This window comes from Providencia sp. Me31A, from assembly GCF_050487165.1.
In the GTDB taxonomy this organism is placed as follows: Bacteria; Pseudomonadota; Gammaproteobacteria; order Enterobacterales; family Enterobacteriaceae; genus Providencia.
Map to the genome: position 1 here is coordinate 41177 of NZ_JBKQGZ010000008.1, position 25995 is coordinate 67171.

19 protein-coding genes are annotated in these 25995 nt (G+C 40.4%); 15 read left to right on the plus strand and 4 right to left on the minus strand.

Translation table 11 applies throughout. The features are described from left to right. Nucleotides 1–445: 445 nt before the first annotated feature. From ribF to ACLPIE_RS07995, 9 genes are all read left to right on the plus strand, one after another. Nucleotides 446–1384, plus strand: a complete 939-nt coding sequence (ribF, locus tag ACLPIE_RS07955; protein WP_430260986.1) for a bifunctional riboflavin kinase/FAD synthetase — start codon at nt 446–448, stop codon at nt 1382–1384. Nucleotides 1385–1412: 28 nt separating this feature from the next. Next, nucleotides 1413–4223: an isoleucine--tRNA ligase gene (gene ileS / locus ACLPIE_RS07960; RefSeq protein WP_430260987.1), complete on the plus strand. Its 2811-nt coding sequence runs from the start codon at nt 1413–1415 to the stop codon at nt 4221–4223. Then, nucleotides 4223–4726 (plus strand): signal peptidase II, encoded by a 504-nt coding sequence (lspA, locus tag ACLPIE_RS07965; RefSeq protein ID WP_430260988.1) that lies wholly within the window; start codon nt 4223–4225, stop codon nt 4724–4726. Before ileS ends, lspA begins: the two co-directional genes overlap by 1 nt. 82 nt (nt 4727–4808) lie before the next feature. After that, a complete protein-coding gene (fkpB, locus tag ACLPIE_RS07970) occupies nt 4809–5279 on the plus strand; it encodes an FKBP-type peptidyl-prolyl cis-trans isomerase (protein WP_430260989.1) in 471 nt (156 codons plus the stop codon). After that, a complete protein-coding gene (ispH, locus tag ACLPIE_RS07975; protein WP_430260990.1) occupies nt 5260–6213 on the plus strand; it encodes a 4-hydroxy-3-methylbut-2-enyl diphosphate reductase in 954 nt (317 codons plus the stop codon). Before fkpB ends, ispH begins: the two co-directional genes overlap by 20 nt. 388 nt (nt 6214–6601) lie before the next feature. Further along, complete coding sequence (gene dapB / locus ACLPIE_RS07980; RefSeq protein WP_430260991.1) at nt 6602–7423, plus strand: 4-hydroxy-tetrahydrodipicolinate reductase; 822 nt, start codon at nt 6602–6604, stop codon at nt 7421–7423. A gap of 444 nt (nt 7424–7867) precedes the next feature. Beyond that, on the plus strand, nt 7868–9031 hold the full coding sequence (carA, locus tag ACLPIE_RS07985; protein WP_430260992.1) for a glutamine-hydrolyzing carbamoyl-phosphate synthase small subunit: 1164 nt from the start codon (nt 7868–7870) through the stop codon (nt 9029–9031). Nucleotides 9032–9044: 13 nt separating this feature from the next. Then, complete coding sequence (gene carB, locus ACLPIE_RS07990; RefSeq protein ID WP_430260993.1) at nt 9045–12266, plus strand: carbamoyl-phosphate synthase large subunit; 3222 nt, start codon at nt 9045–9047, stop codon at nt 12264–12266. A 203-nt stretch (nt 12267–12469) separates the two neighbouring features. Further along, on the plus strand, nt 12470–13495 hold the full coding sequence (locus tag ACLPIE_RS07995) for a MerR family transcriptional regulator (protein WP_004905612.1): 1026 nt from the start codon (nt 12470–12472) through the stop codon (nt 13493–13495). Nucleotides 13496–13699: 204 nt separating this feature from the next. On the opposite strand, the gene ACLPIE_RS08000 is transcribed toward ACLPIE_RS07995, so the two are convergent. Both ACLPIE_RS08000 and metC read right to left on the minus strand, forming a co-directional pair. Next, nucleotides 13700–14377, minus strand: coding sequence for a DedA family protein (locus tag ACLPIE_RS08000; RefSeq protein ID WP_430260994.1), 678 nt, complete (start codon nt 14375–14377; stop codon nt 13700–13702). Between the two features lie 160 nt (nt 14378–14537). Beyond that, nucleotides 14538–15722: a cystathionine beta-lyase gene (gene metC, locus ACLPIE_RS08005; RefSeq protein WP_430260995.1), complete on the minus strand. Its 1185-nt coding sequence runs from the start codon at nt 15720–15722 to the stop codon at nt 14538–14540. Nucleotides 15723–16171: 449 nt separating this feature from the next. On the opposite strand from metC, the gene exbB reads away from it, so the two are divergent. The 4 genes from exbB (at nt 16172) to yedF (ending at nt 20574) form a co-directional block, all read left to right on the plus strand. After that, a complete protein-coding gene (gene exbB / locus ACLPIE_RS08010) occupies nt 16172–17095 on the plus strand; it encodes a tonB-system energizer ExbB (RefSeq protein ID WP_430260996.1) in 924 nt (307 codons plus the stop codon). Between the two features lie 5 nt (nt 17096–17100). Continuing rightward, a complete protein-coding gene (gene exbD / locus ACLPIE_RS08015; protein WP_430260997.1) occupies nt 17101–17526 on the plus strand; it encodes a TonB system transport protein ExbD in 426 nt (141 codons plus the stop codon). Between the two features lie 1597 nt (nt 17527–19123). After that, nucleotides 19124–20338: a selenium metabolism membrane protein YedE/FdhT gene (gene yedE / locus ACLPIE_RS08020; protein ID WP_430260998.1), complete on the plus strand. Its 1215-nt coding sequence runs from the start codon at nt 19124–19126 to the stop codon at nt 20336–20338. Next, on the plus strand, nt 20335–20574 hold the full coding sequence (yedF, locus tag ACLPIE_RS08025) for a sulfurtransferase-like selenium metabolism protein YedF (protein WP_206084545.1): 240 nt from the start codon (nt 20335–20337) through the stop codon (nt 20572–20574). Before yedE ends, yedF begins: the two co-directional genes overlap by 4 nt. A 39-nt stretch (nt 20575–20613) precedes the next feature. On the opposite strand, the gene ACLPIE_RS08030 is transcribed toward yedF, so the two are convergent. After that, nucleotides 20614–21126: a GNAT family N-acetyltransferase gene (locus ACLPIE_RS08030; RefSeq protein WP_430260999.1), complete on the minus strand. Its 513-nt coding sequence runs from the start codon at nt 21124–21126 to the stop codon at nt 20614–20616. A gap of 231 nt (nt 21127–21357) precedes the next feature. Then, the gene (gene rdgC / locus ACLPIE_RS08035; protein WP_430261000.1) at nt 21358–22263 is read right to left on the minus strand and encodes a recombination-associated protein RdgC; all 906 of its coding nucleotides are present in this window, start codon (nt 22261–22263) and stop codon (nt 21358–21360) included. Between the two features lie 214 nt (nt 22264–22477). On the opposite strand from rdgC, the gene mak reads away from it, so the two are divergent. Then, nucleotides 22478–23383: a fructokinase gene (gene mak, locus ACLPIE_RS08040; protein ID WP_430261001.1), complete on the plus strand. Its 906-nt coding sequence runs from the start codon at nt 22478–22480 to the stop codon at nt 23381–23383. Between the two features lie 611 nt (nt 23384–23994). After that, nucleotides 23995–25944, plus strand: coding sequence for a bifunctional 2',3'-cyclic-nucleotide 2'-phosphodiesterase/3'-nucleotidase (locus tag ACLPIE_RS08045; RefSeq protein WP_430261002.1), 1950 nt, complete (start codon nt 23995–23997; stop codon nt 25942–25944). The last annotated feature ends 51 nt before the right edge of the window (nt 25945–25995 follow it).

Below are 25995 nucleotides of genomic sequence, written 5' to 3' on the forward strand. Positions count from 1 at the left end.
AGCAAATATGAGAAGAATACAGATCTTAGCGTGAAAAAATGCGTAATTGATGATAGATATTTGAAAAGAATTAAAACTGAAAAAAAATTTTGAGTTATCAATCAGAGTCCCGTATAAAATTTGCACGGCAATTGGTTGTTTATTGAGCAAAAGCTATATTTAGCTATGGCCTTTGATGATAAAACCCAAAAAATATAATATTTTTAGAGACCTCAGAACAAATTTGTTGTATTGATAATCCATTGGTTATCCCAACGTTTTTGATATTCGTACCCAATAGCTTTGTTTGGGTAGCATTATGATCGACGGATCGCATAAAATTAGTCGGTAATAAGTCGTGTGGAGATCAAAAAATTAGGGTTTAATGAAACCTTTTGCGAACTAAGGTTAACCTTATGCGTCGTACAAGGTATAATCCTGCAATTTCCTCGGTATTGAGCCTGTTATGGAGCTAATTCGCGGTATACAGAATATCCGGGCGTGCCATCATGGTTGCGTGCTGACTATTGGTAATTTTGATGGTGTCCATCGTGGACATCAGGTGTTACTTCAAAATTTAAAACGTAAAGGTGCACAATTAGGCTTGCCTTCGGTTGTGATGATTTTCGAACCACAGCCCTTAGAGTTTTTTATGGGTGATAAAGCGCCAGCGCGTTTGACACGTTTACGAGATAAAGTGAAATATCTTGCAGACAGTGGTATTGATTACCTCTTATGTGTTGAATTTAACCAGCACTTTGCCTCATTGACACCTTCTGAGTTTGTGTCTGACTTGCTGGTCAGTAAACTTGGTGTGAAATACCTCGCTATTGGGGACGATTTTCGTTTTGGAAAAAATCGCATGGGTGACTTTGCGTTTTTACAACAAGCGGGTGAAGAATACGGTTTTGAAGTTGCAGATACAGAAAGCTTTTGTGATTCAGGGCTTCGTATCAGCAGTACAGCCATTAGAAAAGCAATTCAAGATAACAATCTTGGGCTTGCAGAAAACTTGTTAGGGCACACTTATCGGATTAGCGGACGGGTTGTACATGGCAATCAACTCGGCAGAACAATAGGTTTTCCGACAGCAAACCTACCGTTAAAACGTTTAGTCACACCGGTTACTGGTGTGTATGCTGTAGAAGTTTATGGGTTAGGTGATAAACCTTTACCTGGTGTGGCTAATATTGGCACACGGCCGACTGTATCTGGAAAAGGAACGCAGTTAGAAGTTCATCTGATTGACGCCACTATGGATTTATATGGGCGTCATATTGATGTAGTGTTGCGTAAGAAATTACGTGATGAGCAGCGGTTTGCTTCGTTGGAAGCGCTTAAGGAGCAAATTGCTAATGATGTAATTGCAGCAAGAGAATACCTCTGCGCAATAGGAATCAGATAATTTAGCGGAAAATTGGAACTGAGAATCGATGAGTGACTATAAAAATACCCTGAATCTACCAGAAACAGGGTTCCCAATGCGTGGCGACCTCGCTAAACGCGAACCACAGATGTTAGAGCGCTGGTACAAAGAAGGTTTGTATCAGGCAATCCGTAAAGCAAAATCGGGCAAGAAGACATTTATTCTGCACGATGGCCCTCCGTATGCTAACGGCAGTATTCATATTGGTCACTCAGTTAACAAAATTCTCAAAGATATTATTATTAAGTCCAAAGGGTTGTCGGGGTATGATTCACCTTACATCCCAGGCTGGGATTGCCATGGATTACCTATTGAACATAAAGTTGAGCAAATCGTAGGTAAACCAGGTGAAAAAGTTTCCGCCGCTGAATTTCGTGCACAATGCCGCCAATATGCCAAAGAGCAGATTGAAGGGCAAAAAGCAGACTTTATGCGTCTGGGGGTTTTAGGTGAGTGGGATAAACCTTACTTAACCATGGATTTCAAAACTGAAGCACACATTATTAGAGCACTAGCGAAAACTATCGCCAATGGTCATTTGGTGAAAGGGGCTAAGCCTGTTCACTGGTGTACGGCCTGTGGTTCTTCACTGGCTGAAGCTGAAGTTGAATACTATGATAAAACATCGCCTTCTATTTACGTTCGTTTTCCGGCAGTAGATAGCAAAGCTGTGTGTGAAAAATTTGGCGTGGTAAGCGATAAAACACCGTCATTGGTTATTTGGACAACGACACCTTGGACACTGCCAGCGAACCGCGCGATTTCGTTAAATCCTGAGTTTAAATATAATTTAATCGAAGCAAATGGCGAATTACTCATTTTAGCTGCTGACCTTGTCGAAGAGGTGATGAAAACGATAGGGGTTGAGGCGTGGGCGGTTTTAGGGGAATGTGAAGGTTCTGCACTTGAACTTTTACGTTTCCAACATCCATTTATGGGCTTTGATGTCCCTGCTATCTTAGGTGATCACGTTACATTAGATGCAGGTACAGGTGCGGTACATACGGCTCCAGGCCACGGTCCTGAAGACTACGTGGTTGGTCAGCAGTATGGTTTGGAAACAGCAAACCCTGTGGGACCAGACGGCTGTTTTTTACCTAATACTTACCCAACATTAGATGGCGTATTTATTTTTAAAGCTAATGACCTTATCGTTGAATTATTGAACGAAAAAGGCGCATTGTTGTTTAAGCAAGCGATCCAACATAGCTATCCATGTTGCTGGCGTCATAAAACTCCAGTTATTTTCCGTGCGACACCACAATGGTTTATCGGCATGGATAAAAACGGTTTACGTGAACAATCTTTGAAAGAGATCGATATAGTTCAGTGGATACCTGGTTGGGGTCGCGCACGTATTGAATCGATGGTTGAAAATCGCCCTGACTGGTGCATTTCCCGTCAACGTACATGGGGCACACCAATGTCTTTGTTCGTTCACAAAGACACCGAAGAGCTTCACCCTCGTACTTTAGAGTTGATGGAAGAAGTGGCTAAGCGTGTTGAAATTGACGGTATTCAAGCATGGTGGGATCTGGACCCTGCGGAATTACTGGGTGATGAAGCAGAAATTTACCGTAAAGTCCCCGATACGCTTGATGTGTGGTTTGACTCAGGCTCAACACATTTTGCGGTTGTTGATGTACGTCCTGAATTCCACGGTAATGCAGCAGATATGTATTTAGAAGGTTCTGACCAGCACCGCGGTTGGTTCATGTCTTCATTGATGTTATCAACAGCGATGAAAGGTAAAGCGCCTTATCGACAAGTTCTGACTCACGGTTTCACCGTTGATGGGCAAGGCCGCAAAATGTCTAAATCTTTAGGCAATACGGTAAGCCCACAAGATGTGATGAACAAACTGGGTGCGGATATCTTACGCTTATGGGTTGCATCAACCGATTATACGGGTGAAATTGCGGTTTCTGATGAAATATTGAAACGTGCTGCAGATTCTTACCGTCGTATTCGTAATACAGCTCGTTTCTTATTGGCTAACCTTAATGGTTTCAACCCAGAAACAGACATGGTGAAGCCAGAAGATATGGTGGTCTTAGATCGCTGGGCTGTCAGCCGTGCTTTAGAAGCACAACAAGAAATAATTAAAGCTTATGATGAGTATGATTTCTTATCCGTTATTCAGCGCTTAATGCATTTTTGTTCTATCGAGATGGGGTCGTTCTATCTGGATATCATCAAAGATCGCCAGTATACAGCGAAAAGTGATAGCTTAGCGCGTCGTAGCTGCCAAACTGCTTTATTCCATATCGTTGAAGCATTAGTGCGTTGGATTGCACCTGTTCTTTCCTTCACATCTGATGAGATTTGGAATGAGCTGCCAGGTAAGCGGACTCAATTTGTCCTGACTGAAGAGTGGTATGACGACTTATTTGGCTTAGATGAGTCAAATGAAATGAATAACCATTTCTGGGCACAATTACTAGCGGTACGCGGTGAAGTCAATAAAGTATTAGAGCAAGCTCGTACTGATAAACTGATTGGTGGTTCTTTGGAGGCTGCTGTAACATTGTATGCAGATAAAGACCTTGCTGCTAAGCTGCACAGCTTAGGTGATGAATTACGCTTTGTATTGCTGACATCACAAGTGAAAGTTGCAGATATTGATACAGCACCTGCGGATGCACAAGAAAGTGAATTAAAAGGCCTGAAAATCGCCTTTAGCAAAGCAGCTGGTGAGAAATGTCCTCGTTGTTGGCATTATGCGAGTGATATTGGTTCTTCTAGCGAGCAACCAGAAATTTGTGGTCGCTGTGTCACTAACGTAGCCGGTAACGGCGAAGTTCGTAAGTTTGCTTAATGAAAGCGCCAATTTGTTCTACCGGTTTGCGTTGGTTATGGCTAACCATTGTGATCATCGTTGCAGATTTAGGGATTAAACAGTTAGTGTTAAAAGACCTGAATCTGTACGAGCCGCATCCAATAATGCCATTTTTTAACATAATGTATGCGCAGAACTTTGGTGCAGCATTCAGTTTCTTGGCAGATGAGAGTGGCTGGCAGCGTTGGTTCTTTGCAGGTATTGCGATTGGCATTTCCATTATTTTGATGGTGATGATGTTCCGGCAAAGTGCACAAAAGCGCTTATCTAATATCGCTTACGCATTAATTATTGGTGGCGCTATCGGCAATCTTAGTGACCGACTAGTGCATGGTTTTGTTGTTGATTACTTAGACTTTTACGTCGGTAATTGGCACTGGCCAACCTTTAATCTTGCGGATATGGCTATTTGTATCGGTGCTGCATTAGTCATTATTGAAGGTTTCTTGCCAGATAAATCTAAGCAAGAAAAAGCAAAATAGAATGGCGGCATATTAGGTTACAATGCAATATCTCACAGCCCAGATTTTCTGGGCTGTATTTTATGTCAAATAGGTTTGATTTATGTCTACTCAAATACAGGCTCAGAGCTCTGTTTTACTCCATTTCACACTGAAACTGGAAGATGGCTCGACAGCCGATTCTTCTCAGGCACAAGGAAAGCCTGCGTTGTTTGTCTTAGGGAATGATTCTTTATCTCCGGAACTTGAAGAGCAACTTTTAGGTCTTAGTGAAGGCGAAAAGAAAAGTTTTTCATTACCGGGGCATACTGTTTTTGGTAAACATAATCCAGATTTAGTTCAATACTTTTCATTGCGTGATTTTACTGAGACGGGTATTCCTGAAATTGGTACAATCATGCTGTTTACTGCCATGAATGGCAGTGAAATGCCTGGTATAGTAAAATCAATAGAAGGCGAGTCGATCACTGTTGATTTCAATCATCCACTCGCTGAGCAACAAATTAGTTTTGACATAGAAGTGCTCGAAGTAGACCCGCAATTGGAGAACCACAATGCAAATATTAATGGCTAACCCTCGTGGATTTTGTGCCGGTGTAGACCGCGCAATTAGCATTGTAGAAAGAGCGTTAGAACTTTATGGCGCGCCAATCTATGTTCGCCATGAAGTGGTTCACAACCGTTATGTTGTGGATGATCTCCGTCAACGTGGTGCTATTTTTATTGAAGAAATTTCAGAGGTGCCAGACGGTTCTATTTTAATTTTTTCAGCTCACGGTGTTTCACAAGCCATTCGTCAGGAAGCCCGTTCCCGTGATTTGACTATGTTGTTTGATGCAACTTGCCCGCTAGTGACTAAAGTTCATATGGAAGTGGCAAGAGCTAGCCGTAAAGGAAAAGAGGCTATTTTGATTGGTCACGCAGGACATCCGGAAGTCGAAGGAACAATGGGGCAATATAGTAATCCTGAAGGCGGCATGTACCTTGTCGAAAGCCCAGAAGATGTATGGAAATTAAAGGTGAAAGATGAAAACAATTTGTCTTTTATGACTCAAACAACACTTTCTGTAGATGATACTTCGGATGTGATTGATGCTTTGACCACGCGTTTTCCAAACATTGTAGGGCCTCGGAAAGATGATATTTGCTACGCAACAACAAATCGCCAAGAAGCTGCGAGAGAATTAGCTGAGCGTGCAGATATTGTTTTAGTTGTGGGGTCGAAAAACTCGTCAAACTCAAACCGTTTGGCAGAACTTGCATCTAGAATGCAAAAGCCTGCATTTTTAATTGATGGCGCACAAGACATTAAAACAGAGTGGCTAGCAGGTAAAAATATTATTGGCTTGACCGCCGGTGCTTCTGCACCTGATATTTTAGTCCAGCAAGTTATTGATAGGCTAAAAGAGTTAGGTGCAGGTTCTGTTGTTGAGTTACAAGGCCGTGAAGAAAATATTGTTTTTGAAGTGCCTAAAGAATTACGTGTGGAAGTGAAAGAGATTAACTAATCAATTGGCTTCGATTTATGAAAAACAGCTTCGTTGGCTTTGCTTCGAAGCTGTTTTTCATTTTATGGTATCAATAATTATCTTTTTTATACGGTAAAAATAGTCATTTACCACTGTAATACCTACCATCGGTATCCAATACTTTCTCATTTACACGCACTAAGATTGAATAAACTCAATATCAATTAACTAGTTAAGTATGCCTTTCTTGATTAAAACTTTTACTGATAATCCTTCCGCTTTCTACGCTTTTGTTAATAACTCTGCATTTTCACTAGCAGAATGCAGTTAGGGTCGTTAATCTGTATCACAATCATTCTTTAAACTGCGGGGGTGTTACTCGCGGTTCATATTTAGATATTTGCATTAATAATGAAAAGGATAAACCATGGCAAATTCAGTGGTACGAGTTGCAATAGTTGGCGCGGGTGGGCGTATGGGGCGGCAATTAATTCAGGCTGCACAAGAACAAGAAGGTGTTCAATTAGGTGCAGCTATTGAACGTGAGGGCTCGTCGCTAATTGGGGTTGATGCGGGTGAACTTGCTGGCATTGGCCAATTGGGCGTTCATATTGTTGATTCACTTGATAAAGTTGTTGATGATTTTGATGTAGTTATTGATTTTACACGACCAGAAGGCACATTGCATTACTTAGCTTTTTGTAAAGCAAATCAAAAAGCGATGGTAATTGGTACGACTGGATTCGATGAGCAGGGTAAACAAGCTATCGCAGACGCTGCTAAGCTGATCCCGATTGTATTTGCTGCAAATTTTAGTGTTGGTGTTAATTTAGTTCTGAAATTGCTAGAAAAAGCAGCAAAAGTGATGGGAAGTTATACCGATATTGAGATTGTCGAAGCTCATCATCGCCATAAGGTTGATGCGCCTTCTGGCACTGCATTAGCGATGGGGGAGTCCATTGCTAGCGCGTTAGGGAAAGACCTAAAAGATTGCGCCGTTTATGCTCGGGAAGGTTATACCGGAGAACGTGAGTCAGGGACAATTGGCTTTGCCACTGTTCGCGCTGGAGATATTGTTGGTGAACATACGGCGATGTTTGCTGATATTGGCGAGCGAGTCGAGATTACACATAAAGCATCTAGCCGGATGACATTCGCAAATGGAGCAATTAAGGCGTCATCTTGGGTTTTTGCTAAAAAAGAGGGGTTATATGATATGAAAGATGTTCTTAATCTTGAGGATTTGTAATTAATTGTCATATTAAAACTCTTTTAAATCAGGTTAATAGTTTAGTTAACCTGATTTATTCTTTGTTTTTGTGTTATTTCGTTTGAAGTTGTTATTTTTTGTTTTTTCTGGTTGAAAATCTACGTTTTAGGCCGTTACTTTTCCTTTTGTCTTATTTTTAACTACTCATCTATCAATAATTCAATTATTTTCATATGCAATCGTTTACTAAATTGCATTTGTTATGATTTATAATGGTTATTAAGATAAAAGATAGGTAGTTAAGTAAAAATGTAAGATAAAAGTGAAAAAAAAGCATTTTTTTCTAGACAAGACCCCGTCTCATCATTAGAATGCGCGCAATTTGCCAAAAATTTGATTAAAAACTCATTTTGGCATTGATTTAGATCGCAAAATCTGAATTAATATGCAAAAAACGTGATTTATTATTCTCCGGAGGGTGTTTTGATTAAGTCAGCTATATTGGTTCTGGAAGACGGAACCCAATTCCACGGGCGTGCCATCGGTGCAGAGGGCGCCGCAGTTGGAGAAGTCGTTTTCAATACGTCAATGACCGGATATCAAGAAATAATTACAGACCCTTCCTATTCCCGCCAAATTGTTACTCTCACTTATCCTCATATTGGTAATGTCGGCACTAATGCAGACGACGAAGAATCTCCCAACGTTCATGCTCAAGGTTTAATAATTCGAGATTTACCATTGGTATACAGTAACTTTCGTGGGCAAAGAGGGTTATCTGAATATCTGAAACACCATAATGTTGTTGCAATTGCAGATATCGATACACGTAAATTAACGCGTTTGCTAAGAGAAAAAGGGGCGCAAAACGGTTGCATTATTGCAGGGGAGTATCCTGATGTTGCACTGGCACTTGAAAAAGCGCGTAGCTTCTCAGGGTTGAATGGGTTGGATTTGGCAAAAGAAGTCTGCACCAAAGAAATTTATCAGTGGTCTCAAGGCACTTGGTCATTAGAAAATGGCCAACAGGGCGCTAAGCCTGTCGAAGAATTACCATTACATGTCGTGGCATATGACTTTGGTGCTAAACGTAATATTTTTCGCATGTTAGTTGACCGTGGCTGCCGTTTAACCGTTGTGCCAGCAACAACTCCAGCAAAAACTGTTTTGGCGATGGAACCTGACGGTATTTTCTTATCGAATGGACCGGGTGACCCTGCCCCTTGTGATTATGCAATTGAAGCGATTAAAACGTTCTTAACAACCGAAATTCCTATCTTTGGTATCTGTTTAGGGCATCAGCTGCTAGCGTTAGCCAGCGGTGCAAATACCATGAAAATGAAGTTTGGTCATCATGGCGCTAACCATCCAGTTAAAGATTTGGATAGTGATGTAGTGATGATCACTGCGCAAAACCACGGTTTCGCAGTCGATGAGTCTACACTTCCTGAGACATTGCGAGTGACGCATAAGTCACTGTTTGATGGAACATTGCAAGGTATTCACCGTACAGATAAACCTGCATTTAGTTTCCAAGGCCACCCTGAAGCAAGTTCAGGGCCACATGATGCGGCAAATTTATTCGATCACTTCATTGATTTAATTAATGAGTATCGTCAAAACACCTCACGTCAAAACGCAAAATAATCGGGAGCAAAAAATGGCAAAACGTACTGATATAAAAAGCATTCTGATTTTAGGCGCAGGCCCAATTGTTATCGGTCAAGCATGCGAATTTGACTACTCAGGTGCGCAAGCGTGTAAAGCGTTACGTGAAGAAGGTTATCGAGTCATCCTAGTTAACTCGAACCCAGCGACAATCATGACCGACCCTGAAATGGCGGATGCCACGTATATTGAGCCAATTCATTGGGAAGTTGTACGCAAAATTATTGAAAAAGAGCGTCCTGATGCTGTGTTACCGACGATGGGGGGGCAAACCGCCTTGAACTGCGCACTTGAGTTGGAACGCAAAGGGGTTTTAGCTGAATTTGGCGTGACAATGATTGGGGCGACGGCGGATGCGATTGATAAAGCAGAAGATCGCCAACGTTTTGATAAAGCAATGAAAAAAATCGGTTTGGGTACTGCTCGCTCAGGGATTGCTCATAATATGGAAGAAGCCTATGCCGTGGCTGATGAAGTTGGCTTTCCATGTATTATCCGCCCATCATTTACGATGGGGGGAACAGGAGGAGGTATCGCCTACAACCGTGAAGAGTTTGAAGAAATCTGTACCCGTGGTCTAGATTTATCACCAACAAATGAGTTGTTAATTGATGAGTCATTGATTGGTTGGAAAGAGTATGAAATGGAGGTTGTCCGCGACAAAAAAGACAACTGTATTATTGTTTGCTCTATCGAAAACTTCGATGCAATGGGGATTCATACGGGTGACTCAATTACTGTTGCGCCAGCACAAACCTTAACAGACAAAGAATACCAAATTATGCGCGATGCCTCGATGGCTGTTTTGCGTGAAATCGGTGTCGAAACGGGGGGTTCTAACGTTCAGTTCGCAGTTAACCCTAAAGATGGCCGCTTAATTGTGATTGAAATGAACCCACGAGTTTCACGTTCATCGGCACTCGCATCGAAAGCAACAGGGTTCCCAATTGCTAAAATTGCCGCGAAACTGGCCGTTGGTTATACCCTCGATGAGTTGATGAATGACATCACAGGGGGACGTACTCCTGCATCCTTCGAACCCTCCATTGACTACGTTGTTACAAAAATTCCACGCTTTAATTTTGAAAAATTTGCGGGTACGAATGACCGCCTGACGACGCAAATGAAGTCAGTAGGGGAAGTGATGGCCATTGGGCGTACTTTCCAAGAGTCAATGCAAAAAGCACTACGTGGGTTAGAAGTCGGAGCAACGGGTTTTGACCCTAAAGTGACGCAAGAAGACCCTGAGGCATTAACACGTATCCGTCGTGAATTAAAAGACGCGGGTGCAGAACGCATTTGGTTCATTGCCGATGCTTTTCGCGCAGGTCTGTCTGTTGATGGTGTCTTTAACTTAACGAATATTGACCGCTGGTTCTTAGTGCAGATTGAAGAGCTCGTTCGTTTAGAGGAACAAGTCGCTGAGTTAGGCATCAATGGTCTGACAAAAGATTTCCTGCGCATTCTTAAACGTAAAGGTTTTGCCGATGCGCGTTTAGCCACGTTAGTGGGGGTTTCTGACGCGGAGTTACGTAAACTACGTCAAGGTTACGGTTTACACCCAGTCTATAAACGTGTTGATACCTGCGCAGCCGAATTCGCCACGGATACCGCTTATATGTACTCCACCTACGAGGATGAGTGCGAATCTAATCCAAATAACAGTAAGCCAAAAGTGATGGTATTAGGCGGTGGCCCGAACCGTATTGGTCAAGGGATCGAGTTTGATTACTGCTGTGTTCATGCCTCTTTGGCTTTACGTGAAGATGGTTATGAAACCATTATGGTTAACTGTAACCCTGAAACAGTTTCAACAGACTATGACACATCAGATCGCTTATATTTTGAGCCTGTCACATTGGAAGACGTACTTGAAATTGTACGCATCGAACAGCCACAAGGTGTCATTGTTCAATATGGTGGTCAAACCCCACTGAAATTAGCTAGAGCGCTTGAGGCCGCGGGTGTTCCTGTGATAGGAACAAGCCCTGATGCGATTGATCGTGCCGAAGACCGCGAGCGTTTCCAACAAGCCGTCAACCGTTTAAATTTGAAACAACCCCAAAATGCAACGGTGACAACGATAGAACAAGCAGTTGAAAAAGCCGCAGGAATAGGTTACCCGCTGGTGGTTCGGCCATCTTATGTGTTAGGGGGCCGTGCAATGGAAATTGTTTATGACGAAGTCGATTTACGTCGCTATTTCCAAACCGCGGTAAGTGTCTCTAACGATGCGCCAGTACTACTTGACCGTTTCCTAGACGATGCGGTTGAAGTTGACGTAGATGCGATTTGTGACGGTGAGATGGTACTGATCGGCGGTATCATGGAACACATTGAGCAAGCTGGTGTGCACTCTGGTGACTCCGCATGTTCTCTACCTGCTTATACGCTTAGCCAAGAAATCCAAGATGTCATGCGTGAACAAGTTCGTAACCTTGCCTTTGAGTTACGTGTGCGTGGCTTGATGAACGTGCAGTTTGCAGTCAAAAATAATGAAGTTTACTTAATTGAAGTCAATCCACGTGCGGCAAGGACTGTGCCTTTTGTCTCTAAAGCAACGGGTGTGCCATTAGCGAAAGTTGCAGCGCGTGTGATGGTAGGGCAAACCTTGGCACAGCAAGGGGTGACGGAAGAGGTTATTCCACCATATTACTCTGTGAAAGAGGTGGTATTGCCATTCAATAAATTCCCTGGTGTTGACCCAATTCTTGGGCCTGAAATGCGTTCAACAGGCGAAGTAATGGGCGTCGGCCGGACATTTGCTGAAGCCTTTGCTAAAGCGATGTTAGGCAGTAGCTCGACGATGAAAAAATCAGGCCGTGCACTGTTATCTGTTCGTGAGGGAGATAAAACTCGCGTGGTTGATTTAGCCGCTAAGCTGTTAAAACACGGCTTTGAGCTGGATGCGACACACGGCACTGCGATTGTATTAGGTGAAGCCGGGATCAATCCTAGGTTGGTGAATAAGGTTCATGAAGGTCGTCCGCACATTCAAGATAGAATTAAGAACGGTGAATACGATTATATCGTGAATACCACCGCAGGGCGTCAAGCGATTGAAGATTCTAAGTTAATTCGCCGTAGTGCCTTACAATATAAAGTTCACTATGACACGACATTAAATGGTGGGTTTGCCACTACGATGTCGCTCAGTGCAGGCCCAACCGATACGGTAATCTCTGTACAAGAAATGCATGCATTAATTAAGTAATAATTTAACGTTATCTATATAAGCCTCAGTATTCAATCTACTGGGGCTTTTTTATTGCTATTCTATAAAGCCATCTCCTGACGAGAGAGAAATTGTCTGCTGATATAATGGATAAGATGGAATTTTAATAAAAAGTACAAAGTAGTGATTGACTCTCACGTAACGTGAGGCACTAACCTTAGTCGCAATTACAGGAGGAACATATGCTATTTCAAGTTGGTGAGATCGCGGAAAAAACAGGATTAACCATCCGTACACTTCATCATTATGAAGAAATTGGCTTATTGGTACCAACTGCAAGAACCGATGCAGGTTATCGGCTTTACAACATGCAATGCATAGAGCGTTTAACGCAAATTCAATTGTTACGGCAAGTTGGAGTCAAACTGAAAAACATCGGTGAATTACTGGATGGCCAGAGTGGAGATATGACGAGTTTGCTGCAAGAGCGAATTGCATTATTAACGGAACAAATGGAGCAAATGGCGACATTACGTAATCGATTAGAGCAATTACACAGGCAAATGCAAACGGGGAATACTTTAACTCAGGCTGATTGGTTTTCTGTATTGGAGATGATGTCGATGTTTGATAAATATTTTACCCCTCAAGAATTGGAACAATTGCCATTATATACGGCGCATACGCTGAAAAACCAAGAGTGGCAACAGCGCGTAGCAACGGTAAGCAAGCTGATGGAACAAGGTGCAACACCTCAATCTACAGAGGTGCAACAAATTGCACATGAATGGATGACAGCGTTAGAAAGAGATACTGGAGGAAACCCTGATTTCTTTGCACGACTGAATCAAATTCATTTATCGGATAACACGTTAGCTTATTCATCAGGCATTTCTGTCGCAATGATCCAATTTGTTGCAGAGGGTTTTAGTGAATACCAATTATCACTGTTTAAACCCCATTTAACCGCGGAGCAATTTGCTTTTGTTCAGCAACATTATTTTGCTTCAGGGCAGGTGTGGCCTGAGTTAATTGCGGGTTTATATAATGCATTAAAAGCCCAAAAATCCCCAGATTCACCTGAAGTACAACAATTAGCACAAACATGGTTAACGATGTTCAACCAGTTTACGGGGGGAGATCCTGAGCTACAAGAGAGAATTCGGGCTATTTATCGTGAAGATCCCAAAATTTCTCAAGGGACATGGATGACTGCAGAAATTGGTCAGTACTTATTTTCTGCTATTAGTAGTTTGATGACTGAATAAACCAAATGGCCGCTGACTAGCGGCCATTGAGGTTGTTGACAAAGCGGGATAAAAGCGTGGATTTTCCCGCTTTGTGTTATCAGCCGAAAATCAATAAATTGATTTTCCTAGTTTATTTTCAAAACCTATTCGACTTGCCGCCAAACATAATATGTTTGTCAGCAGTCTGAATGGCCGCTGACTAGCGGCCATTGTTCAGTCATATTATGATTTCTCTTTGCTACTCGAGAGTGCTTTGCGGTGTTTCCAGTACATTACAATTGAGCCAATTAGGCCACTAATCAGTAGGATAACTGGGATAATCATCAACGCACTAATCACAATTTGCTCGTGTTCTTTCACAAAAGGAATTTGGTTTAGGGCATACCCTAAGGTGACAATCAAGCCAACCCATAACAAACCACTTAACCAGTTAAAAAACTGGAAACGGCGGTGACTTAATTCTGATAATCCAGCGAGCAAAGGCAATATAGTCCTTACAAATGCCAAAAAGCGACCTATAAGCAGGGCGTATAATCCTTGCTTATTAAACATGTTGTTGGCTTTGGTGTGATATTCTTCAGGTATTTGTGATAACCAACGCTTTATAACTTTAGTTTCACTTAACCACCTACCTTGTAAAAAGCCTAGCCAGCAACCTAAACTCGCGGCTGTTGTCAGCAATAAAATGGTTGGAATAAAGTGCAATACTCCCTTAGCGATCAACGCGCCTGAGAGGATAAGCAAGGTGTCCCCAGGTAGAAATGCCGCAGGTAAAACGCCATTTTCTAAGACTATGACAACAAAAAGTACGGTATAAATAACCCAAAGAACCTCAGGGTTGGAGAGTTTAAGGAAATCGTGGTTCCAAAGTGCCTGTACGATTTCGCGTAGGACTTCCATAATCGTTCCTGTATATGTGTAAAAGCGAATTTCGTTATTACTTATATTACAGGAAAAAAATGCTTCAAGTTTGATTTGTTTGATGAATTAGCGATTTAGTGACGTAATTGCAGGTAACGATATACCGTTAGCCTGCAATTAATTATTTGATTTATTTAAGTTAAATTCTTTCAAATGCTAATTGCAAGTCCTCAATTAAGTCATCGGGGTGTTCTAGTCCAATGTGAACACGAAAGAACGTTCCTTCTTTTGGGGTAAAGTTGTATTGACGCATGCTTTGTAAGTCTTCTTTTTGATAACCCAAAATGAGAGATTCGAACCCCCCCCATGAGTATCCCATCTTGAAATGGTTAAAATTATTAAGAAATTCAGTGAATTGTTCAGGTGTTAACCGTGCTTTTAGCTGAAAAGAGAATAAACCATTACAGCCGGAGAAGTCGCGCACAAAGAACTCATGACCTGGTGTAGAAGGAAAGGCTGGATGAAAAACTTGTTCTACTTCAGAGCGTTGTTGTAACCAATTAGCGACCTGCAAGCCATTAACTTGATGCTGCTTGAGTCGGGTTGGCAAGGTATGAAGGCCACGATTGGCCATATAAACGGTGTCAGGGTCTGCCGTTTGGCCGAGTAAGTATGAGTTTTCACGTAATATTTCGATGCAGCGTTGATTAGCGACAGCAAGGCCTAGCATACCGTCAGAATGACCATTAATGTATTTAGTGGCAGATTGGATGGAGATATCAACGCCTAATAATAAAGGTTTTAGCAGGATACCGGCTGCCCAAGTATTATCAATCATAATGATAATTTCAGGGGATTTAGCGCGGATCGCTTTAACTATAGTGGGTAAATCTTGGATTTCCATGGTCACAGAACCGGGAGATTCCAAAAAGACAATGCGAGTATTTGGCTGAATTAAATCAACAATATTAGCGCCAATGAGTGGGTCAAAATACGTTGTTTGGACATTCAATTTGGCTAAAATACGGTCACAAAAGTTTTGTGTAGGGTCGTAAGCAGAGCCGGTGACTAGAATATGATCCTCAGCAGAAATAAAAGACAAAATAGCATTGGTAATTGCCGCTGCGCCAGAAGGGTAAAGTACACAGCCCGCCCCTCCTTCTAATTCAGTCATCGCTTCTTGAAATGCGAAATGTGTTTGTGTTCCTCGACGTCCGTAAAAAAGAACTCCGTTTGCACGATGACGAGTGGCATGGCGTTTTTCTTCGAGTGAATCAAAAATAATTGAAGATGCCCGCTGGATAACAGGGTTTACCCCTTTTTGTGTAAATTTAGGGTTCCGGCCTATGTGGACTAATTGTGTTTCAGGTTTAATGTTTGCCATGATTTTCCTTACACTGAATGTCAATTTACCAAATTTAAAATATGTAATGTTAAGAAGTTAAATGATCCTGAAAGAAATGTAACCTGAGTATTCTTCAACTAAGGTAAGTGTGACCTTTATGGCGCAAATGAACATAATTAAATCATTATCATTAGTAAAGGAAACATACCTTCGCTGAATGAGTGTGTTTAATGAATTAGAATAAGATGGGACTAACCGTATAGTCGATGTGGGCTTCTTTGTCGAAGAACAAAAAAAGATAAAAAATTCGCGAATACTAATGATAATTACTATCAATTCGCGCCATGTTTGATATCATCAGCAGCGTCTTTTTTAAAAGGGACAAACAACGCGAGTCAAATTTCGCTTTTAAAGGTTAGTCGATGAATGGCACAATCATCGATATAAATTTTATTCTACAACACTAGAAAGAGAGTAAAGGCCAACTGATGCGTAAACTAACAGCTTCTATTCTATTGGCGTTCGGCTTGATGGGCACGGCAGTCGCTGAAACCACACCTATAACACCCGCTGCGTCTCAAAATACACCATCAAATGCAGCACCGGCAACACCACAACTCAATGCTGAAGTTTCATCAGTACCTTCTGAGCCCGACCAAGGACAAGCGGTAAATACCGAGGTTGTCAGTGAAAATATTGACATTGCGACTGAGGCGCCAACGGGCGGTTTTGACCAAGATTTATCTGTTTGGGGAATGTACCAAAACGCCGATAATGTTGTTAAAACAGTGATGATTGGGTTAGTGATTGCTTCGATAATTACTTGGGCGATATTTTTCTCTAAGGGTATCGAAATCTTATTTGCACGCCGCCGTTTGAAAGAAGAAGCCAAAGCGATTGCAGAAGTGAAGTCCCTTGATGAGGCTGTGAGTATTGCTGAAAGTTTCAAATCAAACAGTGTTACTCGGATGTTATTAAATGAAGCGGTGAGTGAAAGAGCGCTGTCAGCAAATAGCGCTGACTTATCTGGTACCAAAGAACGTACATCATTCCGTCTAGAAAGAGCTGTTGCAGCGATTAGCCGTTATATGGGGCGTGGGAATGGTTACTTAGCAACTATTGGTGCAATTTCTCCATTTGTCGGTTTATTCGGTACTGTTTGGGGGATCATGAATAGTTTTATTGGGATTGCTCACTCACAAACCACTAACCTTGCTGTTGTTGCCCCAGGGATTGCAGAAGCGCTTTTAGCGACAGCAATTGGTCTTATCGCAGCGATTCCTGCTGTTGTGATTTACAACATTTTTGCTCGTATGATCAACAACTATCGTGGTCAAGTAGGGGATGTCGCTGCTCAATCTGCTTTATTACTCGGGCGTGACCTCGATCTGGCAAATAGCAAAGCAAGGTAATTATTATGGCAATGCGTTTAGGTGACGAACAAGACGATAGCGGTGAAATGCATGAAATTAACGTAACACCATTTATTGATGTTATGTTGGTTTTATTGATTATCTTTATGGTTGCTGCACCACTGGCAACTGTTGATATTAAAGTTGACTTACCTGCCTCGACAGCGAAGCCACAGCCTCGACCAGAAAAGCCGGTATTTTTGACCGTTAAAGCGGATAGTCAATTGTTTATTGGTGATCAAGCTATATCCAAAGAGCAGCTATCAGCAACGTTAGATCAAGCAACTAGCTCTAATAAAGATACGACAATCTTTTTCCAAGCCGATAAGAGTGTTGACTATGAGACCATGATGGATGTGATGAATGCATTGCGTCAATCAGGATATCTAAAGATTGGTTTAGTTGGAATGGAAGCGACTTCCTCTAAGTAGAGCAGCTCTATTGCATTAACGCGTTTTATTGTTATCAAGATAAAACGCGTTTTTTAATTCTTTAAATTCATTCTCTTTTATTAATAAGATATAGCCCTCTGATTTTCTTATTTTATATCTCTTATTATAATTATTTTACTGATTATTATCTTATTATAAGTTTTTTATTCTTATTTTATGCATTTTATTTGTAATGATTTTGGTTTGAAAGCTTGTTATAGGTATTTTCTTACTCGTTGTGTGGGTTTTTTTTATGTGTTAGCAGCAAAAAAGAGTAATTAACATTAATTATTATAATGAATGATTTCTGTCTTTATTGTCTCAGTTAATTGAGCGTTTGATGTATGTTTGTTTTTTCTTCTGAATTTGCATAAGAGTGATTAAATATCAATTATGGTTTTTTAGTTTAAAAATACCAGTTAGACTGGTTATTTATTCTATTTATTTGATTAATTTTAAAAGTGATTAAAAGAGAAGCTTAATTAAAAATAAACCATTCTATTTATATGGGAATTTACTTTTATTAATTTTTAAACTTAACCAAATATATCCATATAATATAGGTGGTTAATATTTTTAGCTGAATAAATCAGAAATTGATTATTTATCATGAAGCTAGTATCTATTTAATTGTGATTATAAATAATATTAAAATAACATAAGTATATATAACTATTAACTTGAATATTAATATAGGTAAGGTTTATTAATGACTAGATATTAGTTTATATGCTAAAAATATATTTCTCATTTTTAGTGGGTAAGTTAGTTACGATTAAACTTATGAGCTAAATTAACTCACAAATGATTTAAGTAAATATATCTATAGTGACTGTAAATAGTTTGTAATATCTTAACTATAGGTTTATTATTTTGTTAATTTTATTGATTATCTTTTAACTTATTGATTTTTAATGGTTTTGTCTTTTATCCTGTATGTTCATGATTTAAGTTAAAAAAAGCTTGCTCAATAGAAGTGTTGCGTTATAATACGAGTCATAACATTTAGAAATACTTTTAAATACTTTATTATACAGAGTTGTCTATTTTTTTAATTTATGTACGCTCGGGAATAAATAAAGCCATAACTGATTTTGAAATAATACAGAGTTAGTGAGTTGTTCGGCTTTATATTAAAAATAGATATAAATATTTAATCAGATAGCTTAAATAATTTAGTGTATTTATGTAGTGAATAAGTGTTATGACTGGAGTCAAATGGGCTGACTGCAGACTACGCATAGCAAGCGTCGCCGTAATACGGCAATTTCATATTATACTCCTCTATAGATAAAATAAGACTACACTTCCAGCGTTATCATTGCGATAACGCTTTTTTTTTATTTGTATATTTCTTACGTGCAGGTATTCATCGAAACAGAGTACCACCTGTGTTTGTTCGTATGACATATGGGTATTTATACCATGAGAATCAATCTTTTCTCTGTTTTTTGAGGAAATAACTTCACGAAAAAATTTATCAAGGTATGATGTTTTCTCCTCGCGGTGGGGTATCTATATAAATGACTTATGAAGATAATTATACAACGGCGAGTATCTCTGCCAGGGGCTGGCGTGAACGAATTTGGAAGTAACAATGACTTGGTCTGATTTTAAATCTCACTATCTCATCGGTTTTTGGAAACCATTACCCGCAGTTATTGCAGCAGGGATCTTATCTACATACTACTTTGGTTTGACGGGAACATTTTGGGCCGTTACAGGGGAATTTACTCGTTGGGGAGGGCATATAGCACAATTGTTTGGTGCCGAGCCTGAAACATGGGGTTATTTTAAAGTTATTGGCTTTGAAGGAACGCCTTTAGACCGTATCGATGGTGTCATGATTATTGGTATGTTTGCAGGGTGTTTTGCGGCTGCATTATGGGCCAATAATATTAAATTACGTATGCCTCAACATAGAATCCGTATTTTTCAAGCTATCTTAGGCGGTATTATCGCAGGGTTTGGTGCGCGTTTAGCGATGGGATGTAACCTTGCGGCATTCTTTACGGGGATCCCTCAGTTTTCATTACACGCATGGTTCTTTGCGGTTGCGACGGCGGCTGGTTCATATTTTGGAGCCAAATTTACCTTAATGCCCATGTTTCGTATTCCAGTGAAATTGAAGAAGGTCAATACTGCATCTCCTTTGACACAAAACCATGAAGCGGCGAAAAAACGTTTTAAACTTGGGATGGTGATTTTCACCTTAGCCATTGCTTGGGGTTTTTATACGTTATTAGACTCCCCTGTAATGGGCTTTGCAATTTTGTGTGGAATAGGCTTTGGTTTATTAATTGAGCGAGCACAAATTTGTTTTACCTCTGCATTTCGTGACCTTTGGATCACTGGCCGTACTCATATGGCAAAAGCGATTTTTATAGGTATGGCGGTTAGCGCCATTGGAATTTTCAGCTATGTGCAGTTGGGGGCAACACCTAAAATTTTATGGGCGGGTCCGAATGCTGTGATCGGTGGTTTGCTATTCGGTTTCGGTATCGTATTGGCCGGCGGCTGTGAAACGGGTTGGATGTATCGGGCTGTAGAAGGACAGGTTCACTATTGGTGGGTTGGCTTTGGTAATATCATTGGTGCCACTATTCTTGCTTACTATTGGGACGACCTAGGCCCTTGGTTAGCAACTGATTTTGATAAAGTAAACCTACTAGAAACCTTTGGGCCTGAAGGGGGGCTATTGGTGACTTATGCATTGTTAGCTTTAGCATTTGTTCTAATGTTGTTATGGGAAAAGCACTTTTTCCGTAAACGCGCTCAAAAAACAACGAATGCATCTGTGGAGGCAATATGAGTAAGAAAGAAATTATTCCTGATTACCGTTTAGACATGGTTGGAGAACCTTGCCCATATCCTGCGGTTGCGACTCTGGAAGCGATGCCGTCACTAAAGAGTGGAGAAATATTGGAAGTGGTGAGTGACTGCCCGCAGTCAATTAATAACATTCCTCTTGATGCAAAAAACTATGGTTACACCGTGTTGGATATTCAACAAGATGGGCCGACTATTCGCTATTTGATCCAAAAATAGTGGCGGTAAGGATGGCGATTTTCCGCCATCCTACTGAGTTTATTCGCCATCCTGCCAATTAGTGATGTCTATAACCAATTCACATTCGTCATCGATATATCCCCCGGTTGGAACAAAACCGAGCTTTTTGTAGAATTCAAATGGACTTTCTTCGCCTTCACCACAGCTGTTATAGAGGCGAGGATACCCTTTCTTTTTTAAATAACGTATAACTTGAATTAATGCTTCACGGCCAAAACCAAGCTTCTGATAGGGTTCTGCTATCATGAAGCGCCAAAGCATAATGCCATCATATTCTAACTCGTCATCATCTAAACCAGAGTGCAGCATGATGAACCCAACAGGAACATCATCGGCATAAATGCCTCGGTACCATGCACAGTCAGAAAATTGAGCCTCTACCATCGAGTAAGCATTATCAGCGACCATACTGCGCTGGGCTTCACTTAGTGTATGGCTTAACAAACAAATTTCAGAAAAATTATCTGCGGTAATTTTTTGTAGGCTGACGAGTGAATTTTCATCCACTTCTGGTTCGATGAGCTCTTTCATAACTTGTCCTTCAACAGAATATTGACCATAACTCCAATCATGGAGATGTGTATTTATTATTTTTGTTTAACAAATGAAGCATAAAATAAATTTGTGATAGGGATATAATTTAATCAACCAGAGATTGGGGTGTCAGTCAATGACTTAATGGCGGCTATGTAAGCAGGGTCTAAAAAGAAATAGCAATGAACAAAATTATTCATTGCCATTGAGATAAGATGAATAGAAAAACTAGTGTTCTGCTTCGCCACCTAATACATCAATCAAGCGAGAAATTAAGGCGCTCAATTCACCTGTCATTAAGACATAGTCAGCATCAAATTTTTGAGCAAAGTCTTCTTTAGCAATATCATCATTTTGGTCTTTTAATGTATCACTAAATTTTAATCTTTTTAGCGAACCATCATCTGACAGCATAAATTGTATCCGTTCTTCCCAATCTAACGCGAGTTTGGTGACTAATTTACCTGCTTCTATATGAGTGGCGATTTCATCAGAAATGAGGTCTTGTTTTTTGCAACGGATGATACCTCCTTCTTCTAAAATCGCTTTTAGCTCAGCTTCATCCATGACCGCAAAACCTTGTGGTAATGAACCAGAACGTATCCACTCAGTTAACGTAAGTTCGATAGGATCTTTGAAAGTTAACGGCACAACAGGTAATGATCCTAAGCTTTTACGTAACAGTGCAAGGTTGTCTTCTGCTCGTTTTGCACTTGCTGCGTCAACAATGATTAATTGATTGACGGTATCAATCCAAATATACGTTTTGCTGAATTTGCTAAATGCGCGAGGTAGCAAAGCGTGAACCACTTCGTCTTTTAAGGCATCTTTTTCTGTTTTTTTCAGTTTTCGGCCTTGGTCTGCTTCTAGTTTTTCAATTTTATCTTGTAGTTCCTGCTTTATTACAGGAGATGGCAGCATTTTTTCTTCTTTTTTGGCACAAATTAAAATCTGGTTGCCAGCGGCATGAGTTAAAGCGTTCGCCCCATTCATTGGAGCGACCCAACCTGTTTGCATCATGTCTTGGCTGCCACAAGGGTGATAGGCAAGTGTGGCAAGTTGTTTTTCCAGATCATCTGCGGAGAGTGCCAAATCTCGATTCAGGCGATAGACCAATATATTCTTGAACCACATGAAAAACCTACCTTTGTTGATAAATAGCCAGTTAGAGCAAGGGGCTATGATAACGAATTGTCTGTTATTAAGCGAAAAAAAATGAGTATAGGGAGCTATGCCCTATGAATCGTATTGAACAACTTAGCAATTTTATTGGCTAGCTCTTGATCATAATTAGCAAAGCACGCCATGATAGCGGCTATCAATAATGATCAATAAAGAGAGTAGGGTAATGAGAATTGGGATTGATCTTGGTGGCACAAAAATTGAAGTGGTTGCATTAGATGATAGTGGAAATATCTTATTTCGTAAGCGTATTCCTACTCCTAGAGGGGATTATGAGGCAACACTCAGCGCTATTGCAAGTCTAGTTAAAGATGCTGAGGAGGCGACCGTTCAAACAGGAACGGTTGGTGTTGGAATACCAGGAACGTTATCTCCCATAACAGGGAAAGTTAAAAATGCCAACTCGACATGGCTAAATGGGCAATCTTTTGATGCTGATTTAAGCCAATTGCTAGGACGTGAAGTGAAAGTGGCGAATGATGCCAACTGCTTAGCCGTGTCGGAAGCGGTAGATGGTGCAGGGGCGGGAACCAAAGTCGTTTTTGCTGTCATTATTGGTACGGGCTGTGGGGCGGGGATCGCGATTAATGGGCAAGTCCACTCAGGTGGAAATGGTGTTGCAGGTGAATGGGGGCATAATCCCTTACCTTGGCAAGATGAGCAAGACAGGCAATTTCTTGCCGCTGAAACTTGTTACTGTGGGCTGTCAGGTTGCACTGAGTTATTTGTGTCAGGTACAGGATTTATGGCTGATTATTATAAACTTTCCGGTAAACAAAAGGATGGGTTAGAGATTGTGCAGTTAGCGTTATCGGGAGATAAGTTTGCTGAGATAGCAATGGAAAATTACTTAAACCGCCTAGCTAAAGCCCTTGCTCAAGCGATTAATATGCTTGATCCCGATGTCATAGTGCTCGGCGGTGGTATGAGTAATGTTGATATCTTATATGAACAGCTTCCAGAACGTATTCGAAAATGGGTATTTGGTCGTGAATGTGATACGCCGATTCGTAAAGCAATACATGGTGATTCGAGTGGGGTACGCGGGGCGGCTTGGTTATTTTCGTCCTAATATGTGCTGTGGTAGGGCGCTTGCTCTAGGCTAATCCTGCCACTTTTTTTCGCTATACCACAAGCGCTGTGGCTGTATTGGCTTCATTCAGTTACTTTATATTGCCATAATTCGAATTATTTAGAAGAACAACGTATGTAATAAAAATCGATAGGGGACTTGTGTTGTATTTTTAATGTTTAATTCATCATCTTTTATTACTTAAATTAAATTTAGATTAATTGAAAATAATTTGAATAGTATATTTATAAGACACTAAATTTAAGTTAAATAAACTTATTAAGGCGATGTAAATTAAAACTCAATTCTTTTTTCTGCGAAAAATTATTTACAATATTTTAAAAAAGTAACGTCAGATATTTGGCATGAATTGCCACTAATAATTCATTTTTGTGACCGATATAAAAATCAGGCTCGATAAAAAGATGAAAACCGTGATTTAGTCACAAAAAATGGTTAGTGTTTGCATTGTAATATCATTAAAAATTGACGTCATGCACATAGTGTAAAATTTTAACGCTATTTTTGTTGGTTATTTGTTCAATAGAACAGGATGAGTATACAAATTTGAGAGGTGATTTTCTCTCAATAATGGCAACTAAGGGGATTACATGAGTAAAGTATTGAAGCTTTCGACACTGGCTATGCTAGTCGCATTTAATGCAGGTGCGGCAACGGTTGATTTACGTGTTATGGAAACATCAGACGTTCATAGCAACATGATTGACTTTGACTATTATCGAGACAAGCCAACAGAGCAATTTGGATATGTGCGTACAGCAACATTAATTAAAGCCGCTAAGAAAGAGGCAACGAACTCAGTATTAGTGGATAACGGAGACTTAATCCAAGGTAGTCCGCTGGCAGACTATATTGTAGGTGAAGGCTTAAAAGATGGTGAGTCTCATCCTGCTCATAAGCTTTTAAATACGATGGGCTATACCGTAGGTAACTTTGGTAACCATGAATTCAACTTTGGATTAGATTTCCTGCACAAAGCAATTGAAGGCGCCAAGTTCCCATATATCAATGCGAATATTATCGATGCGAAAACGGGGAAAAACTACTTTAATCCGTACATTATTGTTGATACCCCAGTGAAAGACAGAGACGGTAAAACGCATACCATTAAAATTGGTTACATCGGTTTTGTCCCACCACAAATCTTAATTTGGGATAAGCCAAATTTAGAAGGCAAAGTTTTAGTTAACGATATTACTGAAACAGCGAAAAAATTTGTGCCTCAAATGAAAAAAGAGGGAGCAGATTTAGTGGTGGCTATTCCTCATTCAGGCTTTTCACAAGAACCTTATAAAGCAATGGCTGAAAATTCAGTTTACTACCTCAGTGAGGTTCCTGGTATCGACGCAATCATGTTTGGGCATTCACACGGCGTGTTCCCAAGCAAAGACTTTAGCGATATCAAAGGAGTAGATGTTGCAAAAGGTACGGTTAATGGTATTCCTGCTGTAATGCCAGGCCAGTGGGGTGACCACTTAGGTGTCGTTGATTTAGTGGTTAACAATGATGATGGTGCGTGGAAAGTCGTTGATGCAACTGCACATGCACGTCCTGTTTATGATAAGCCAAATAAGAAAGCGCTTGTTGAGCGTGATGCTGCTCTTGCTCAAATTATAGAAAAAGAACATGAAGGTACGCGTGAGTTTGTAGGTAAGCACATTGGTAAAGCATCCGAAAATATGTACAGTTACTTGGCATTGGTGCAAAGTGACCCAACAGTGCAAATTGTTAATGATGCGCAAATTGATTACACCAAAAACTTCATTCAAGGTGACCCAGATCTTGCTGATTTACCGGTTCTTGCTGCTGCTGCACCATTTAAGGCTGGCGGTCGTAAAAACTCACCAACCGAATTTATTGAAGTAGAAAAAGGTGATTTAACTTTCCGTAATGCGGCCGATTTATATTTGTATCCAAATACATTAGTTGTTGTTAAAGCAACAGGTGCGGATGTCATTGAGTGGTTAGAGTGTTCAGCGGGGATGTTCAATCAAATCGATCCTCAATCAACAGCTCCACAAAGCTTACTGAATTGGAATAGTTTTAGAACTTATAATTTTGATACTATTAGTGGCGTAAACTATCAGATAGACCTGACTCAGCCTGCGAAATATGATGTTGACTGCCAAACTATTAATAAAGATGCTAACCGTATCAAAAATGTGACTTACCAAGGTAAACCAATTGATCCAAAAGCCACTTTCTTAGTAGCAACCAACAACTATCGTGGTTACGGTGGCAAGTTCGCAGGAACGGGAGAGAATAACATTGCGTTTGCATCACCAGATGAAAACCGTTCAATTTTAGCGGCCTATATCGCTAAGGTTTCAAAAGAAAAAGGTGAGATCTCAACTAAAGCAGCAAACAATTGGTCATTTACTCCAATTAAAACGGACAAAAAATTAGATGTTCGTTTTGAAACTTCGCCAAGTGAAAAGGCAGCTAAATTTATTAAAGAAAATTCACAATATCCAATGAAGCAAGTGGGTACTGATGACATTGGTTTTGCCATTTATCAAGTAGATTTGACGGCGAAATAGTTATTTCGGTGTGATATTAATTTAAGCCTGCCAAAAATTTAGGTAGGCTTT